This is a genomic window from Paraburkholderia sp. BCC1884, assembly GCF_900996225.1.
Taxonomy (GTDB): Bacteria; Pseudomonadota; Gammaproteobacteria; order Burkholderiales; family Burkholderiaceae; genus Paraburkholderia.
The window spans coordinates 1,278,530-1,295,682 of record NZ_CAAJGL010000068.1; the positions used below are offsets into that span (position 1 = coordinate 1,278,530).

Consider the following 17,153-nt stretch of genomic DNA (forward strand, 5'->3'; position numbering starts at 1 on the left):
CAAAGTGCGTCGCGCCGTTGCATTGGAAACCATATTAATGAGTTATTTTCTATTCGACAATGGGTTTTGCAAAATATTCTCTGCTTGTCGGTATAAATAGTTAATCGTCGAATGATTTTGCTGATAAATCAATAATTAAGCGAAAGTTACTTGCAGGGTTTTGACGCAACTTGGATTCGCTGATTTGCAGTATTACAGCTGGCGCTGTGCACGTCGGCGGGTCCGCGAGGCGAGGGACGCGGGTATGTTGCCGAGAAACGGACCGTACTTGGGACGAGACGCGGCTGCGGCTATCTGCTTTAAAGTACAGATCAGGCAATGTGCTGTTCGATTATTCTCAACCAAACGTCATTGAAGCCTTTTGCTTAGCGTAAGTGTGAGAGGCAAGGCACTGGTTGAGCCGAGTGCGCCTACCCACAGGCACGTTCTCAGTGTGACGCAAAGCGTTTGAGCAAAGTCCGTGGCCGGGGGGGGCTGCGAATGATCAGCCCTTTTGGTGACTATTTATACGTGCCAGAACAAATAAAAATTTTCACTTCTCAGAAAATAAATTTCTGTATTGGAATCAAGATATTGGAATCGATTTTTATACCGATTTAAGAATTTATACGTCGGAGAGTTGTTATATCTTTCGCAGTCGGTATGATTCTGGAAATTCTTGATTTAAGCGTGAATTTGAGGTCGGCAGGTCACTTGGCGACTTCTCCCTGGCTTCGTTTGCTGAAACTACTGGGTAAGCGGACTCAATCGCTTTCACTTAAGAATGACACGTATAAATCCGCCCTGCGCTTGTAGCGGGGCCAACCAAATAGGATGTGTTATGGAAAACGTTTTGATTGATGATTCGATGTTCAGGATTTGCGAGATTGCTTCAATTGCGACCGCGAAGGATTTTGCACCGTACGGCAAGTCGGCTGCAAAACTGCGCCCCTTAACGCCAGTCTTGACTGCGAACTGCGAACTGGACCTGCTAAAAAAATATGCCCGATACGATGGCGCAGGCTGCTTTGGTTTCGGCTGCATTCATGTTGATGACTGCCCTTTGCTGACCATGCGCCTGCAGGTTGGGGCTATGCAAATTTATTGGTTGGCGGACACGAGCGACCCGGAGGTTTGGAGAACGATAGACTTTTGGAAGAAAGTTGGGCAGGCAGGCTTTGCGCTGGCTCAAGGCAGCAACGTAGCATTCTTTTCGTGGGACATGCGGAGTCCGCAGACTGGCATGACTGTCGAACAGTTCCGCGGGGAGTGCGGTAAGGACCGGGCGTGGCAATTCATTCAGCGCGCTGCGCCACTTGCCGGAAGCGGTCGAATTCAACTCCATGCAACGACGGATATACCGGGCGTTCGTCTAGAACACGTTCTGGTGAACATCCTGATGACTGAACGGCTCGAAAAAGTTGCGAAGGAGCGCTCGCTGGGACAGCTTGCGAATATGTCGGCGTTTTGGCACCCGACCAACGCTTCCGTTCACTAATATGGCGGGTTCGTAAGTCGGCAAGCTGCGGCGCTCTTGTCCGTGCGGGGTGCAGATGGGATACAGCCATCAGCAATTGAGGTTCGACTTCGGCCCACTTCTGGAGGCAGACATCTTTGGGAAAAGCAGAGTTCCGATGATTTGATGCCTACTGCGCACAGTTCTTCGTAATCGCATCCTCCTTGCGTAGGTGAGCGAGACGTGCAAGTCCACGGCATCTGGTTGCTGACAGCTTGTTTGCATGAGCCTGCCTTTCGTCCCTTATACCCTCAGCTCAGAATACCTGCGTACGCGCCACTTTCGACTCTGAGCCAACCGTGCTTGCCGCGGGTAGCGCCGAGATTTGTCTGGGACCAGCCACATCCGCCGCTGTAGTCCCGAATCATCAGAAGTAGAGCTCCGTGACACGGGCAACCGTGTCAGTACCCGGCAGACGCTCGGTCGATTTCTGTCCATGGCAGCCGATCGCCCCCGCTGCGGAAGCATGCGAACCCCAGCCCGTGGCAATGCGTATTTCACCGCACCGACGGTCGACGATTGGTCCGGGCCAATCAGGATCAGTCCTGACACTTATGGTGAACCACTTTGCTTGGAGCAGTTGTCTGTGTGAGGAGTAAGCGACCCCGGACAGCATTCTCGTGCCGTCCGGGCTGCGCGGTGGTTTTCTGACAAACTTCAGTTGCGTGATAATGACGCGGCCGCTTTCGCGGACGGGCGACGCCTGCTCAAAAAGGCGCCTTGGGCATGCCGTATTCATCCCATGAGCCGTTCTCGTCTTGCGCTTTGTTGGCAGTCGCCCTAGGAAGAGGGGACAGTTGCTCAATACGGTGATGACTGGCCGGTGACAAACGTCGTTTGACGGACAAACCCTCGCCGACAGCAAGTTTAGCGTCCTCGTTTCTTGCCTCTTCAAACCGGAGGCGGGCGGCTTCTACAAGGTTCCACTTGTACTCGACTAACAGCACATGGTCCTCGAAGACGTACAAGACCGGCAGCCGGCTCCTGAGTCGACGAAAAAATTGTTCGTGACGTACCAGTGGCAGCACCAGACGCCCGCCGGCGAACGACTCAGCTGTCTCAATAGTGCCGTCTTGTGCCTCGCTGAGTAGGCATACACACTCGTCCTGCCACACGAGGTTGTAGTCGGTAGCGCCCTGTGGAGCAGCCACCACGAGACTTACGCTCTCGCTCGTCAAATTGAATACACCAAAGGGCCAATGCTTCGAATCCAGGACATAACCCGCATTGTTACCTGCCGCGCGGACTTGCGGGAGGTCGAATTCTGACCATCCATCCAAGCTAAACCGCTCATGGGGGGCCGTTTCATAGCGCGAGCGGAGAGCGTGTCGGCGTAAGCGGTCGTATAGGACCGCGACTTCAATAGGCAGCGGAGCCATCCATTCCTTATCGACATCTATTTGCCGCGGAAACTGCAGTTCAGAAAACGTCTCCTTGAGGTCGGCACGGGTGTCCACGGGATATCCCCGATTAAGCGTTTGCGCATATGCACTCGCAGCCGTCATTCGCGTACAGAAATGCGTCAGCTTCGCTCGGAACGACTCCATGGTCCCTTGTTTTCCTAACTGACTCACTACCTCCGGAAAGTCATCGAAGAGCCATTGCGCGATTATTCTGGAATCGAGATTTTCGTAGAACGCAGGCCCTCCCTCATGGATGCAAATCAGGTCTTTCGCCACCTTAAGTGCCCATCCTTCCGCGTCCTCCATTATCTCCACCATATAGTTGCGCGAAACTGGTGGTTCATAGTCGAGTTCGTCGTTTAGATTATGCTCGGTGTCGCTGTCCAATTCTTCATCGTTAGAAAGGTCGCCGTCATTTTTTTGCATTGCAGAAGTGCCCATATTTTAAGTTTCCTGTTTTAAGAAAGATGTGTAGGGCCGTAGTTTTATCCGCAGACAGTTGCCGCTTGGCTTTGCGAGGTAGTGGCCAGTCTCGGTCAAGCTGACGCGCCGCTAGACTAGTTCTGCCCCGCATCAGTTGCGACGGATGGGTTGGCCTGAAGAGGCGTCGTGCGGAGTCACGCTCAGGTGTACCAAGTGGCTCAGCCGGAATCTCGATGGGAGCGGGTTTTGTGTGGGCAGGAGGGAGGTGGCGAGGTCAGATTTGTTTGCGATTTGTTTTGACGAAACCAGTTTTCTTTGTCACGAATATCGACTTGAGGTCCATTGCATTAGGCTTTGCGCGTGAGTTGCCTCGTCGCTGTTTGCACCACGTCCGAAGGAGCAGAACTTTACGAGCGATTGCAGGCCGCTCTACCAAACTGAGCTTTTCTGCGTTCCCTCGGAATTTCCAGAGAATCAATGGGTTAACGCCAGGTCAGATTCCTTTGTAGTCGAGGTGGCGCGCTCGTTAGGGCCCACGGAGCAGATTTATTTGTCGAAAACGGCCAAATTAGATTTGTTTTTACCGCATCAGGTTTCGAATGAGCGTGACCAATGTGTGACATCGTAGGACGGATGCGGCGCACCATGTTTCGTACCGGCATGAAATGTCGATGTCGCGCCCGCTGCGAATGGCGGCGCCACAAACAACAACGGCGCGCCAGGGGGCGCGCCGTTGTGAACAGATACCGCTTTACAAAACCACGCAATCAGTGCGTCTGCGGCGCGTCTTTAATGAAAAACGTGGTCAACGCGCCGAGCACGCAGATCACGCCGACATACATGGGCGCGGCCATCGGATTGGACTTCATCATCAGCGACACGGCGATCGGCGTGAGGCCGCCGAAAATGGCATACGCGACGTTATACGAGAACGAGATGCCCGAGAACCGCACGACCGGCGGGAAGCCCTTGACCATCACGAACGGAATCGCACCGATCACGCCGACGAACAGGCCCGCTACCGCATACATCGGCACCAGTGCGGACGTGTCGACGGCGAGTTGCTGGAACATGTAGTAGTACGTCACCGCCAGCGCAAGGCCGCCGATGAAAATGGTCCGCCCCGCGCCGATGCGGCCGGCGATCGAGCCCGCCATCACGCAGCCGATGGTCAGGCACAGCGTCGCCACGCAGTTCGCCAGCAGAGCGGTAGCCGGTGCGATATGAAACTGCTTTTGCAGCAGCGTCGGCGTCATCAGGATCACCACGACGATCGCGGCCGACAGCATCCACGTGAGCAGCATCGACACGATCACGGCGCGGCCGTGGTCGCGCAGCACGGCCTTGAGCGGCACTTCGGCGGCAATTGCCTTGCGCTGCTTGAGTTCGGCGAACACCGGCGTTTCATGCAGCCAGCGGCGCAGATAGACCGAAAACATGCCGAATACGCCGCCCACGAGGAACGGAATGCGCCAGGCAAAGGAAGCGATTTCAGCCGGTGCGAAGTTGCGATTCACCGCGGAGGCGATCAGCGAGCCGAGCAGGATGCCGGCCGTCAGGCCCGCGGTCAGCGTGCCGCACGCATAGCCGATGTGCCGCTGCGGCACGTGCTCGGAGACGAACACCCACGCGCCCGGCACTTCGCCGCCGACCGCCGCGCCCTGCATCACGCGGAACAGCAGGAGCAGAACCGGCGCCATCACGCCGATGCTGGCGTAGGTGGGCAGCAGGCCCATCATCAGCGTCGGCACGGACATCAGCAACACGCTTAGCGTGAACATGCGCTTGCGGCCGAACAGGTCGCCGAAGTGCGCCATGATGATGCCGCCGAGCGGCCGCGCCAGATAGCCGGCAGCGAAGATGCCGAAGGTCTGCACCTGACGCAGCCATTCCGGCATGGCGGCGGGGAAGAACAACTGGCCGATCACCGGCGCGAAGAACACGAAAATGATGAAGTCGTAAAACTCGAGCGCCCCGCCGAGGGCGGCGAGACCGAGCGTCTTGTAATCGCTGCGCCCAAGAGGGCGTGGGGTGACAGCCTGCGCTCCACCCAGATTTGTCGCTTGCATTGCTTCTGTCTTTTCTTGAATTGGGAGCCACACGTAGCGCGTGGAAATACGGCGGTCGTCGGGCGAGAAGTGTGGCAAGCGCTGGGTAGAGCACGGGACACCGGCGCGCCGCCCGGATAGGGCTTGCGCGATGACGACTGGGGCCAGGCCGGCATTTTACAGGATGAAAGCCGCTCACTTCGGGAAGTGCTTAATTAGATTGGAAAAAGTTTCCCCGACACGCTATTTTTGATGACGACGCGGGCCGTGTGCTGGGATCGGTCCTAACCGAATACGAGAAGGCGCCGCAAGTGCTGTCAGTGTGAGGCGAGGGTCTCGTAAATTAGGATTGCTCCTATGGGAGGGAGCGGGTGCGCCTTTGAGAATCGCGTCCGAGTTATCACCCAAGAGTCATCCCATGCGTGTTGCCATCCTCCAGCGTGACCCCGTCATGCGCCAGTCGATCGAAAAAGTTCTCACTGCCGCGAGCCACAGCTGCGCGTCCTTCGACGACGGCCTGACCCTGTCGAAAACGCTCGCCCGTTCCACCGTCGATCTGCTGATACTGGACTGGCAGAGCACGCGCCTGTCCGGTGCCGAAGTCCTGCGCTCGGTACGCTCGGTTGGTGGCGATCGCCTGCCGGTGATGTTCGTGTCGCGCGATACGTCGGAGGAGATCACGGTGCGCGCCTTCGTTGGCGGCGCGGACGACTACGTCGCGCTGCCATTGCGTCCGGCGGAGTTTCGCGAGCGGGTGGCGGCGTTGCTGCGCCGCGCCTATCCGGACCGCTTCAGCGCCGCGAGTTTCAACGTCGGGCCCTACCATTTCGACCCGCATCGTCAGCTCGTCATGCTGCGCGGCCAGGCGGTCCAGCTGTCGGGCACGCAGTACCGGCTGGCGTCGCTGTTCTTTTCCAATATCGGCCGCGTGATGTCGCGCGATCACATTTTTGCGATGGTCTGGGGACGCGAGTTCCGCGAATTCACGCGCACCATCGACAGTCACGTGTCGCGCCTGCGGCTACTGCTCGAGATCGAAGTGCACAACGAATTCCGCCTGCAGCCGGTCTACAAGAGCGGCTATCGGCTGCTGCATCTGCGTCAGGGCGAGATCGCCGTGGTGGAGCAGAAGCAGGCAGCCTGAGCAAGACACGGCAGCCCAAGACACGGCAGCCGGATCAGAGGGACGGCAGCGCCGGGCGCGTTTCGATCGCCTGGCGGATCAGGGCTTCCACGGCCTTGCGTTCGTTGCCGGCCAGCGGCAGACGAGGCGGGCGCACCGGCTCCGTGCCCAGTCCGACGATCACCTCGGCAAGCTTGATGTTTTGCACGAGTTTCGCCGAGACGTCCAGCGCCAGCAGCGGAGCGAACCAACGATAGATCGCGCGGGCTTCCTCCAGACGACCCGCCTTCAACAGCTTGTAGATCGCCACGGTTTCATGCGGAAACGCGCATACGAGACCCGCCACCCAGCCGTGCGCGCCCATCAGGATCGCTTCCATAGCCAGATTGTCGACGCCGCACAGAATCGCGAAGCGATCGCCGACGACGTTGATCAGGTCGGTCACACGCCGCACGTCGCCGCATGATTCCTTGATCGCGACGATCTTCTTTTCGTCAGCGATTTCGGCGAACATCTCGGGCGTCATGTCGACCCCGTAAGCGAGCGGGTTGTTATAGATCATCAACGGCAGCGAGCTGGCATCGGCGACGCTGCGGAAGTGGTGCAGCGTTTCGCGCCGGTCCGACAGATAGCGCAGTCCCGGCAACACCATGTAGCCGGCCGCGCCGTGGCGGCTGCCGGCTTCGGCCTGACGGCAGGCGTCGAGCGTGCTGTTTTCCGCGATGGTGAGCAACACCGGCACGCGGCCGCGCGAGGCGTCGACCGCGATATCGAGCACCTGGAGCTTTTCGTCCAGCGAGAGCGTCGAGGCCTCGCCCAACGAGCCGCACACGATGATGCCGTCCACTCCCGCGTCGATTTGCGCTTCGATATTCTTGCCGGTCCACGCCCGGTCTATGCTGAAATCCGCGTGAAATTTGGTGGTGACTGCCGGCAATACGCCTTCCCAGATATGCGCCACGACTGCTCTCCTGAGTGTGATGAGTCGAAGCGCAGTGTAAGCAGGGAAAATCCCGGCGTCTTGCGCGAATCGCGCGTGACGGGTGACGATTTCGGCATAGCTGGTCACGCGGTTCCAGTGCTTCGCCGCAGCGCCTCGGCGGAGGGGACGGTTGTGCTGAAATCGTCATGGTGAGCGCGCAGGCACACCAAGACGTCGTGGCGCGCGGTTCCTACCATGAGCGTCATGAAAACCTTGAACATCATCGACTCGCATACCGGCGGTGAGCCGACCCGCCTCGTGGTGTCGGGCGGCCCGGAGCTCGGCGGCGGCACACTGGCGCAACGCCTCGACGTATTGCGTACCCAGTTCGACGACTGGCGCGCCGGCGTGGTTACCGAACCGCGCGGCTCGGACGTCGTGGTGGGCGCGTTACTTTGCGAACCGGACGATCCCAGCTGCGCAGCCGGCGTGATCTTTTTCAACAACGTCGGCTATCTCGGCATGTGCGGGCACGGCACGATCGGCCTCGTCGTCTCGCTCGCGCACATGGGACGCATCGGGCCGGGGCGTCACCGGATCGAGACGCCGGTCGGCATCGTCGAAGCGACACTCAATGACGACGGCAGCGTCGCCGTGCGCAACGTGCCGGCGTATCGCTACCGCAAGGACGTGCAGGTCGATGTGCCGGGCTATGGCGCGCTGATCGGCGATATCGGCTGGGGCGGCAACTGGTTCTTTCTGGTCGCCGATCATGGACGTTCGCTGGACGCTTCGCATATCGACGAGCTGACCACCTTCAGCGATGCGATTCGCGAGGCGCTGGTCGCGCAGCGCATCACCGGCGCGGACGGCGCGCTGATCGATCACATCGAACTTTTTGGAGCCGGTTCACGCGACGGTATCGACAGCCGCAGCTTCGTCCTCTGTCCGGGCAGTGCCTACGACCGTTCGCCGTGCGGCACCGGTACGAGCGCCAAAGTGGCCTGCCTCGCCGCCGACGCCAGGCTGGCCGAAGGCGTCGTGTGGCGCCAGGAAAGCATCATCGGCAGTGTGTTCGAGGCGAGTTACCGGCATGCCGGCGACGGCGTGTCGGTGATTCCGACCATCACCGGACACGCCTACATCACAGCGGAAGGGCGCCTGTGTTTCGACGGGCGCGATCCCTTTGCCTGGGGCATTCGCACGGCATGACGGCGGACGTGCTGGTGGTCGGCGCGGGTATTGTCGGCGCAGCTTGCGCGGCCGAGCTGGCCACGCATGGCATGCAGGTCGAGGTGCTCGACGCACGCGGCATCGGCGGTGGCGCGACGGCGGCGGGCATGGGCCATATCGTCGTGATGAACGACTCGCCGGCGGAATTCGCCCTCAGCCGTTATTCGCGGGACTTGTGGTTGCAGCTTGCGCCACAGCTGCGTTCGCGCGAGGCGTTCGCGCGCTGCGGCACGCTCTGGGTCGCCGCCGACGACGAAGAGTGGCAAGCCGCCCGCGCGATGCAGGCGTCGTTCGAAACGCAAGGCGTCGCGGCCCAATTACTCGACGCGACTGCCCTGCGGGCTGCCGAGCCGGCGCTCGCGCATGGGCTGACGGGCGGTTTGCGCATTGAACACGACAGCATCGTCTACGCGCCCACTGCCGCCGAATGGCTGCTGACGCAATCGAGCGCGGCCGCGAAGATTCGCGTGCGGCTCGGCGCGCCGGTTGCGGCAATCGGCGTGGACGGCGTGACGCTGACGAACGGCGAGCGCGTCGGTGCAGCGCATGTCGTCGTGGCCAATGGGCTCGGCGCGCAGCAGTTGTTGCCTTCGTTGCCATTGCAGCCGAAGAAAGGACATCTGCTCATCACGGATCGCTATCCCGGTCTGATTCATCATCAGCTGCTCGAACTCGGCTACATCAAGAGCGCGCATCATGCGCTCGGTACGTCGGTGGCATTCAATGCGCAGCCGCGGCCCACCGGACAACTACTGATCGGCTCGTCGCGTCAGTTCGATACGACGGACCCCGCCGTCGACCTGCCCGTGCTCGCGCAGATGCTCAAACGTGCCGCGCGCTATCTCCCCGCGCTGCCGACGCTCAACGGCATTCGCGCATGGACGGGGTTGCGCGCCGCTTCGCCGGACGGATTGCCGCTGATCGGTCCAGCCGGCGAGTTCGCACCGCATGCTCCGGGTGCCTGGCTCGCGGTGGGCCACGAAGGCCTGGGCGTGACGACCTCGCTCGCGACGGCGAAGCTGCTTGCCGCGCAGATTGTCCCAGGGGCTGCGCGTGAGGTGCCGATTTCCGTCGTCCCCTATCTGCCGATCCGTTTTGCGCAAAAGGTGATCCATGAGTAGTCCGCAGACGGCGCGCCTCCGCGTGACAATCGACGGCCGGGCAATCGATGTCGAACCCGGCACGACCGTGGCCGCGGCGCTCGTGCAGGCGGGCCGGCATGTCACGCGGCGATCGGTCGGTGGCGAGCCGCGCACGGCGTTCTGCGGGATGGGCGTTTGCCAGGAGTGTCGCGTGACGATTGACGGCCGGGCGCATGCGCTCGCGTGTCAGACGCTGTGTCGCGACGGTCAGACGGTGTGCACCCAGACAGCGGCGGCTGCGTGATGAAACAGCGCTTCGATATCGTCGTGGTCGGCGCCGGTCCCACTGGTTTGCATGCGGCGCTTGCCGCGGCGCGCACGGGCGCAAGCGTCGCGCTGCTCGACGACAATCCGCGCGCCGGCGGTCAGATCTGGCGGCAGGGGCCGGGCCATTCGACGCAAACGCCGTTGCGCGCTTTGCTCGCTGCATTGGATGAGCGATCGAACCTCACCTATTGGCCGTCGGCACGGGTGGTTGCGCCGCTTGGTCCGCGCGCCTTGCTGATCGAATCGGCCGTGCACGGCGGCGTGAGCCTCGCCTACGAACGCTTGATACTCGCAACGGGTGCGCGCGAGCGCCTCTTGCCATTCGCGGGATGGACGTTGCCCGGCGTGACGGGAGCGGGCGCGCTTCAGGCGCTCATCAAAGGCGGTATGCCGGTGCGTGGAGAGCGGATCGTGATTGCCGGCAGCGGCCCTTTGCTGATCGCGGCCCTGGCCACGGCGCGCGAGGCCGGCGCGCAGGTGGTGGCGATTGTCGAACAGGCTTCCGCGCGCAATATCGCCCGGTTTGGCGCTTCGCTATTGCGCGAGCCTGTGAAGTTGCAGCAAGCCATCCGCATGACGCGCGGTTTTGCGGGCGTGCATTACTGGACCGGCAGTATGGTGCATGAAGCACTCGGTGAAGGGCGCGTTGAGCAGGTGACCCTACGGCGCGGGCGGCGCAGGGTCACGCTCGATTGTGAGCGCATTGCGTGCGGTTACGGGCTCGTGCCCAACATCACGTTGGCGCAGACGCTGGGTTGCGCGATCAGCGAAGCGGGCGAGATCGTCGTCGACGATGAACAGCGGACTTCGGTGGATGGCGTGCTGGCCGCGGGCGAGTGCACCGGTGTCGGTGGCGCGGAACTGGCGAGTGTGGAAGGCGAGATCGCGGGAATCGTGGCGAGCGGCGTTGCGCAAGAGCGCATGGCACTGGATGCGCAGCGGGCGCGGTGGCGTCGTTTTGCCCAGCGCGTCGACCAGGCGTTCGCGCTGAGCGGCGTCGCGCGCACACCGCCCGCCGACACGACGCTGCTTTGCCGTTGCGAGGACGTCAGCGTCGGTGAAGTGCGCGCCTTTCCCGACTGGCGCCAGGCCAAGCTGCACACGCGCTGCGGCATGGGCGCATGCCAGGGAAAAATCTGCGGTACCGCGGCAAGCGTGTATTTCGGCTGGTCGACGGTGGAACCGCGTCCGCCGTTCAGCCCGGCGCAAATCGGCACGTTGATACAGGCCGAGGCGTCTGTCACTGAATGAACGGCACGGTTAGTGCGGCGGCGAACGCACGTCACGCCAGGGCCAGGCCAAGGCTCCAGGCTCGCCCGCATATTGTCATCGGTCGCGCGGCTCTATAATCGACCGCACGCGCAAGCCGCCAGGCGCCGCCCCCTCCAACGCACCGACACACGGACCCCGCACGATGAACACGCTGGCTCATCCGCTCGAACCTGACGATGCAACGCTCTCCAGCATGCTGACGCATTTCAGGTTGCTCGAGCCGGTGTTCGACGCGATGCCCGACGTCGTGTTCTTCGTGAAGGACACCCAGGCGCGCTACACGCTCGTCAATCGCACGCTGGCATCGCGTTGCGGCTTCAAGGAAAAAGCCGCGCTGCTCGGCAAGACCGCCGAAGACGTGTTCCCGCGTCGCTTCGGGCGCATCTATACCGCGCAGGACAAAGCGATCATCGAGGTCGGCAACCAGATGACCGACCAGCTGGAATTGCATCTTTATCCGGGCCGTCAGCCTGGCTGGTGTCTGACCTGCAAGCAGCCGCTGCGGGACGCCGAGGGCAAGGTAGTGGGCCTCGCCGGCACCTCGCGCGATCTACGCGCCGACGAGAGCAGTCACCCGGCCTATAGCCGGCTTGCCGCGGTCGTGCAATCCATCCAGCAAAACTATGTGCAGCCGCTGAATCTGAAGCAGCTGGCCGCCATGGCGGATATGTCGGTCGCTCAACTGGAGCGCTACTTTCACAAGGTGTTTCATCTGACGCCGCGCCAGGTTTTGCTGAAAACCCGGTTGGACGCGGCCACCGCCTTGCTGGTTTCGCACGACAAGGTCACCGATGTCGCCGCGCTCTGCGGCTATACCGATCACAGCGCTTTCACGCGGCAGTTCAAGGCGACCGTCGGTGTTACGCCGACCGAATATCGCATGCTGCTGCACGGGACCTCGCGGAGCTGAGCCGCAGCACATGGTCCGTCGCAAGCATCACTATTACGTCTATGTCGTCCTGCTCGACGACACGGTCTGGAACGAGGCCAAGTTTCGTCGCTCGAATCCGGATTACCGGTTCGACAAGCCTTGCGTGTATGTGGGGATGACGGGACTGGACCCGGACTTGCGATTCGACCGGCATAAGGCCGGGATTCAGGCTAATCGTTATGTGCGCGACTACGGTCTGCGCCTGGTGCCCGAGTTGTACGAAGTGTTCAATCCGATGCCGTACAGCGGCGCACAGGATATGGAAATCGAACTTGCAATCGGCTTACGCGAAGCAGGCTATGGCGTGTGGCAGGCATGAGCCCGCCTTAGCGTATGCCCAGTCCGCGCAGCACCGCATTGCCTTCCTTCGTCAGGCGAATGTGCGAGGCGCCCGCATCGCCGGCGACTGTTTCGATCAGGCCGGCCTCGTGAAGCTGCGGAATCTCGGGTTTCGCGAGAGCGTCGATCGGCGCGTGCAGCAGGAGCAGCAGGGTCGCGAGTTCGTGGTGGCTCAGCAGGCGGCGCAGGATGGTAGGCCGCTTGGCCGGCGCCGGCGTGTCGTTGATGTTGTGGTCGGGCTTGTTCATGTGCGCACCTCGTGCGGGTAATGTCCGGTGGATGATGCGGACGAAGTCTTAAACGATTCTTAAGACACCATTGTCCTGTAACACCGTGACACGAAGATTGCACCCGAAGAAGTTACCGATTGTCACAATTACGCTTCATTACCGGCGCAAAGCCTTATGGGGCGCAGGTTTTGCCTGCCTGCTCGATCCACAGGTTGTTCACGTGACGCTTGCCCGCATAAAAACGGTAAGTCGTCGCGCCATTGTCGCTGCGTACCTTGATGATGTTCGAGTCGCCGAAGTCGAGCATCTGGCCTTGCGGGATGCCCGTGGACTTGAATGAGGCGTTGTGGCTCGTGGCGACTTGAGTCAGGCAGGCGACCACGTCGTCGACGGAGCGCTGCGTGGTGGTATCGGTGACGGGCTCGCCCGCGTCCGGGTTCTTCTGAAAGTAAGCGCAAGCGCTGAGAAGTAAGGGAATTGACAGGACTACGGCAAACTTCTTCATATCTCTCCTGGCGTGTCATTCGGCCGAACGGTGCGTGCAACGCCCGCATTTCGCGGCGTCGCGCGGCGCCGGCCGTGGATCAGGCGCCATTATATCGATGCGGCGCGCGGGTCCTCCGTTTGTCCGCACGTGCCGTGCCTGGTGAATTGACGCAGCTGGCTGGCTCGACGCGCGTGCGCTATGCCGGTTGGAGTCGACTGGCCGCCTATTTGCGCCGCTGCGCCTGCGCGGCGAGCCGCACGGCCGCATTCGCGGCGCCGTAACCGTCATAGCCGCCACGGCGCTCGACGATCTCCATGAAGAAGCGATGATCGAGCTGTTCGGTGTAAGCGTGAAAGAACTCGCCGCCGCGTTCGTCGCGGTCGTACAGGATGTTGAGGGCGCGTAGCGCGTCGAGTGTCGCGTCGGGCAACGCGTAGCGGGCGGCCAGATCGTCGTAGTAATTGCGCGGAATGCGCAGCACCGGCAAGCCGTCGGCGACGAATTCGGGAATCGCGCTGAAGATGTCGCCGGTGCTGAACGCGACGTGGTTCAGGCCGGAGCCGTGGTACGTGTGCAGCGCCTCGGCCACCGCCGTATGGTGATCGACCGACGCGTTCAGCACGATCCGCACCGAGCCGTCATGACTGCGCAGCGCGCGGCTGCGGACGAGCCCATACGGGTCCGGCACGAGCACGCCGGGCTCGGCCTGGAAACCCAGCGCGGTGCGCAGAAACAGCACCCACGTATCCAGCGAAGTCGCCGGCACCGACAGACACACGTGATCGATGCGGCTGAGCGGACCCACTTCGGTCGGACCGTTGACGTCGGTGAGCACGAAGTCGGCTTCGAACAGCGTGGGCTGGTCCGGGGTTTCGTCGACGAAATAATTCAGGCTGCTGTCGGGGGCCTGCACGGCGGGCAGCACGCGCTCGTTCGGGCCGATCTGGCCGGAGAACGGCGCATAGCCGAAACCGGCGGCGCGCTCGAACGCCTGACTGGCGTCGTCCACGCGAAACGCCGAGGCGCACAGCGACAAACCATGCTGCTGGAAGAACGCATTGGCGAACGAGTCCGGCTCGGCGTTCAGCACGATCGACGCCGCGCCGTGCTGATACAAGGTCACATCCTTCGACCGATGCCGGCCCGCCTGGCGAAAGCGCAGTTTGCCGAGCCAGTCGACGAGTTGCGCGCGCGTGGTGGGATCGACCGCGAATTCGAGAAACTGATAGCCGACATGCGCGGGCGCGGCCGGCGAGCGGTAAAGGTCGCCAGGCGGCTGACGTTCGGCCTCCAGCTGCGCGCGGGTCTGCTCTTCGAGAAACAGTAGCGAGCGATGGCCGTCGGCCGCGGTAATCGTGGTGGGCGCGGCGCGGAAGCCGTCGTTGAAAATCTCCAGCGAGAGCGGCCCTTGGTAGCCCGTTTTCACGACCTGCGCGGTGAAATTGGCCAGATCGAAATCGCCCTGGCCCGGAAAGCAGCGGTAGTGGCGGCTCCATTCGAGCACGTCCATGGCGAGCTTCGGGGCGTCGGCGATCTGCACGAAGGCGATGCGTTCGCCCGGAATCCCGGCGATGGCGTCCACCGTATCGTTCAGCGAAAGCGTGTGAAAGCTATCCAGCACGAGCCCGAGGTTAGGGTGATTCACTGCGTTCACGAGCTTCCAGGCGTGCCGGTAGGTCTTGACATGTTTGCCCCAGGCGAGCGCTTCGTATCCCGCGATCACGCCCGCCGACTCGGCCGCGCGGGCCAGCGCGCCTAATTGGTCGGTCATCAGGGCGTCGTCGCAGATCGTCTCGGGCGAGACGTTGCTGCATACCAGAATGCGGTCCGTGCCCAATTCGTGCATCACGTCGAACTTGCGTCTGGCACGGTCCAGATTGCGCTCGAGCCGCTCCGCGCTGACCCCGTCGAAATCGCGGAATGGCTGGAACAGCATGATTTTCAGCCCGAGGTCTTCGGCGATGCGCCGCACGTCGGCGGGCGAGCCGTCGAAATACAGCAGATCGTTTTCGAAAATCTCGACGCCTTCGAAGCCCGCCGCCTGGATCGCGGTCAGCTTCTCGACGAGGGTTCCGCTGATCGACACGGTGGCAATCGAACGTTGCATGGACGGCTCCTGCAAAAACAGTCAAACGGCGGTTGGGAAAAACGCGTGGCGGCGACCCGCCGGTGCGCCGCGCGCCTTGCCAGAAAACATGTTGCAGTGCGCAAAATGGCCGAGTCCGTTACTCGAGACCGCAAGACACAGGCCAGAAATGCCCACAATAACGGGATTTTTAGACAGTCTATACAAACTAACTAGATGGTACAAATTCGGATAAACCCCGAATGACGGCGACCGCCGATGCGCGCACACTTCGCTTCACGTTGTCGCGCCGCGGCAAGTGCCGTGGCAGGCACGACGCGTTACTTTGCAGGAGTGGTCGTCATGAGTTTTGCCTCCGTACTGGTCCTGAACGGGCCGAATCTGAATCTGCTCGGCACACGCGAGCCAGCCATCTACGGCTCGGAAACGCTCGACGACGTCGCGAAGCTGTGCCGCGATGCAGGCGACCGGCTCGATCTCGACGTCGAGTTCTGTCAGTCCAACGCCGAACATCAGCTGATCGACTGGCTGCATGCGGCGCGCACCAGGGTGCAGGGCATCGTGATCAATCCGGCGGCCTATACGCATACTTCGGTGGCGCTCGCCGACGCGCTGACTGCGATCGAAAAGCCTGTTATCGAAGTGCATATTTCCAACGTGCATCGCCGTGAAGCGTTTCGGCATCACTCGTATGTCTCGGCGGTGGCGGAGGCGATCATCGTCGGCTGCGGCACGCAAGGCTATGTCCTCGCCCTGGAGCGGATGGCGACCATTCTTAAGAATAGGGCGGCGAAATGAACCCACAAGCACCCAGACAGGCGAACGCGCGAACCCACGCGCAGGCAACCGCGCATTCCTATCTGGTCGGTCTGATCGGCTCGGGTATCGGCGGCTCGCTGAGTCCCGCGATGCATGAAGAAGAGGGCGCCCAGCTCGGGCTGCACTACGTCTACCGTCGGCTCGATCTGGAGGCCTTGAAGCTCGACATCGCCGCGTTGCCGGATCTGCTCACTGCCGCCGAACGCATGGGCTACAACGGTCTGAACATCACTTACCCGTGCAAGCAGGCGGTGATTCCGCTACTGGACGAACTCTCCGACGACGCGCGCGCTCTGGGCGCAGTCAACACGGTGCTATTCAAGGACGGCAAACGCATCGGCCACAACACCGACTGGTCGGGTTTCGCGCGCGCGTTCCAGCGCGGCTTGCCGGATGTGTCGATGGAGCGCGTGGTGCAGCTCGGCGCGGGCGGCGCGGGCGCGGCCGTTGCCCACGCCGCGCTGACCATGGGCGCAAAAACGCTGACGCTATTTGACGTGGATGCCGCACGCGCCGCCTCGCTTGCCGAGCAATTGCAGAAGCGCTTCCCCGCCAGCAAGGTCGGCGCGGGGGAATCGCTTGCCGGATCGCTCGCGGACGCCACCGGCCTGATTCACGCAACGCCCACTGGCATGACCAAGCTGCCCGGCTTGCCGTTGCCAGCCGAATTGCTCCACCGCGATCTGTGGGTAGCCGACATTGTTTATTTCCCGATCCGCACCGAGTTGCTGCAAGCGGCCGATGCGCTCGGCTGCCGCACGCTGAGCGGCGGCGGCATGGCGGTGTACCAGGCGGTGGACGCGATGCGCATCTTCACCGGCCTGGAGCCGGACGCCGAACGCGTGTACGGCCACTTCCAGTCGCTGCTGCAGGGATAACCGGCAGCGCAGCGCCGGCTTTCGACGGATAAACCACGGGTGCATCAACCCGATC

At 61.8% G+C, this 17,153-nt stretch carries 16 protein-coding genes; 10 read left to right on the plus strand and 6 right to left on the minus strand.

Annotation, left to right across the window (positions count from 1 at the left end):
* Positions 1-820: 820 nt before the first annotated feature.
* Positions 821-1,477, plus strand: a complete 657-nt coding sequence (locus FQ705_RS12515) for a hypothetical protein (RefSeq protein ID WP_144141187.1) — start codon at positions 821-823, stop codon at positions 1,475-1,477.
* A 725-nt stretch (positions 1,478-2,202) separates the two neighbouring features.
* Here the strand turns inward: FQ705_RS12515 and FQ705_RS12520 are convergent.
* Entirely contained in the window at positions 2,203-3,339 is a 1,137-nt protein-coding gene (locus FQ705_RS12520) for a hypothetical protein (protein WP_144141190.1), read from the minus strand.
* 749 nt (positions 3,340-4,088) lie between these two features.
* Positions 4,089-5,390 (minus strand): MFS transporter, encoded by a 1,302-nt coding sequence (locus tag FQ705_RS12525; protein ID WP_144141192.1) that lies wholly within the window; start codon positions 5,388-5,390, stop codon positions 4,089-4,091.
* 397 nt (positions 5,391-5,787) lie between these two features.
* On the opposite strand from FQ705_RS12525, the gene FQ705_RS12530 reads away from it, so the two are divergent.
* Complete coding sequence (locus FQ705_RS12530) at positions 5,788-6,513, plus strand: response regulator transcription factor (RefSeq protein WP_144141194.1); 726 nt, start codon at positions 5,788-5,790, stop codon at positions 6,511-6,513.
* Positions 6,514-6,547: 34 nt separating this feature from the next.
* Here FQ705_RS12530 and FQ705_RS12535 read toward each other — a convergent pair whose 3' ends face one another.
* Positions 6,548-7,453: a dihydrodipicolinate synthase family protein gene (locus FQ705_RS12535; protein WP_144141196.1), complete on the minus strand. Its 906-nt coding sequence runs from the start codon at positions 7,451-7,453 to the stop codon at positions 6,548-6,550.
* Positions 7,454-7,669: 216 nt separating this feature from the next.
* Between FQ705_RS12535 and FQ705_RS12540 the strand changes: the two genes are divergently transcribed.
* The 6 genes from FQ705_RS12540 (at position 7,670) to FQ705_RS12565 (ending at position 12,578) form a co-directional block, all read left to right on the plus strand.
* On the plus strand, positions 7,670-8,626 hold the full coding sequence (locus FQ705_RS12540; RefSeq protein WP_144141198.1) for a 4-hydroxyproline epimerase: 957 nt from the start codon (positions 7,670-7,672) through the stop codon (positions 8,624-8,626).
* Positions 8,623-9,768 (plus strand): NAD(P)/FAD-dependent oxidoreductase, encoded by a 1,146-nt coding sequence (locus FQ705_RS12545; protein WP_144141200.1) that lies wholly within the window; start codon positions 8,623-8,625, stop codon positions 9,766-9,768. Before FQ705_RS12540 ends, FQ705_RS12545 begins: the two co-directional genes overlap by 4 nt.
* On the plus strand, positions 9,761-10,033 hold the full coding sequence (locus FQ705_RS12550) for a (2Fe-2S)-binding protein (protein WP_144141202.1): 273 nt from the start codon (positions 9,761-9,763) through the stop codon (positions 10,031-10,033). Before FQ705_RS12545 ends, FQ705_RS12550 begins: the two co-directional genes overlap by 8 nt.
* Positions 10,033-11,307 (plus strand): FAD-dependent oxidoreductase, encoded by a 1,275-nt coding sequence (locus tag FQ705_RS12555; RefSeq protein WP_144141204.1) that lies wholly within the window; start codon positions 10,033-10,035, stop codon positions 11,305-11,307. Before FQ705_RS12550 ends, FQ705_RS12555 begins: the two co-directional genes overlap by 1 nt.
* A 163-nt stretch (positions 11,308-11,470) precedes the next feature.
* Complete coding sequence (locus FQ705_RS12560; protein WP_144141206.1) at positions 11,471-12,238, plus strand: AraC family transcriptional regulator; 768 nt, start codon at positions 11,471-11,473, stop codon at positions 12,236-12,238.
* Between the two features lie 10 nt (positions 12,239-12,248).
* Complete coding sequence (locus FQ705_RS12565) at positions 12,249-12,578, plus strand: hypothetical protein (protein ID WP_144141208.1); 330 nt, start codon at positions 12,249-12,251, stop codon at positions 12,576-12,578.
* 7 nt (positions 12,579-12,585) lie between these two features.
* Here FQ705_RS12565 and FQ705_RS12570 read toward each other — a convergent pair whose 3' ends face one another.
* The 3 genes from FQ705_RS12570 to FQ705_RS12580 form a co-directional block, all read right to left on the minus strand.
* Entirely contained in the window at positions 12,586-12,846 is a 261-nt protein-coding gene (locus FQ705_RS12570; protein ID WP_144141210.1) for a hypothetical protein, read from the minus strand.
* 154 nt (positions 12,847-13,000) lie between these two features.
* The gene (locus tag FQ705_RS12575; RefSeq protein WP_144141212.1) at positions 13,001-13,333 is read right to left on the minus strand and encodes a hypothetical protein; all 333 of its coding nucleotides are present in this window, start codon (positions 13,331-13,333) and stop codon (positions 13,001-13,003) included.
* Positions 13,334-13,538: 205 nt separating this feature from the next.
* Positions 13,539-15,422: a bifunctional sugar phosphate isomerase/epimerase/4-hydroxyphenylpyruvate dioxygenase family protein gene (locus FQ705_RS12580; protein ID WP_144141214.1), complete on the minus strand. Its 1,884-nt coding sequence runs from the start codon at positions 15,420-15,422 to the stop codon at positions 13,539-13,541.
* Positions 15,423-15,743: 321 nt separating this feature from the next.
* Here FQ705_RS12580 and aroQ point away from each other — a divergent pair, with 321 nt between their 5' ends.
* Both aroQ and FQ705_RS12590 read left to right on the plus strand, forming a co-directional pair.
* Positions 15,744-16,199: a type II 3-dehydroquinate dehydratase gene (gene aroQ, locus FQ705_RS12585; protein WP_144141216.1), complete on the plus strand. Its 456-nt coding sequence runs from the start codon at positions 15,744-15,746 to the stop codon at positions 16,197-16,199.
* Positions 16,196-17,098, plus strand: a complete 903-nt coding sequence (locus FQ705_RS12590) for a shikimate dehydrogenase (RefSeq protein WP_144141218.1) — start codon at positions 16,196-16,198, stop codon at positions 17,096-17,098. Before aroQ ends, FQ705_RS12590 begins: the two co-directional genes overlap by 4 nt.
* Positions 17,099-17,153: the final 55 nt, after the last annotated feature.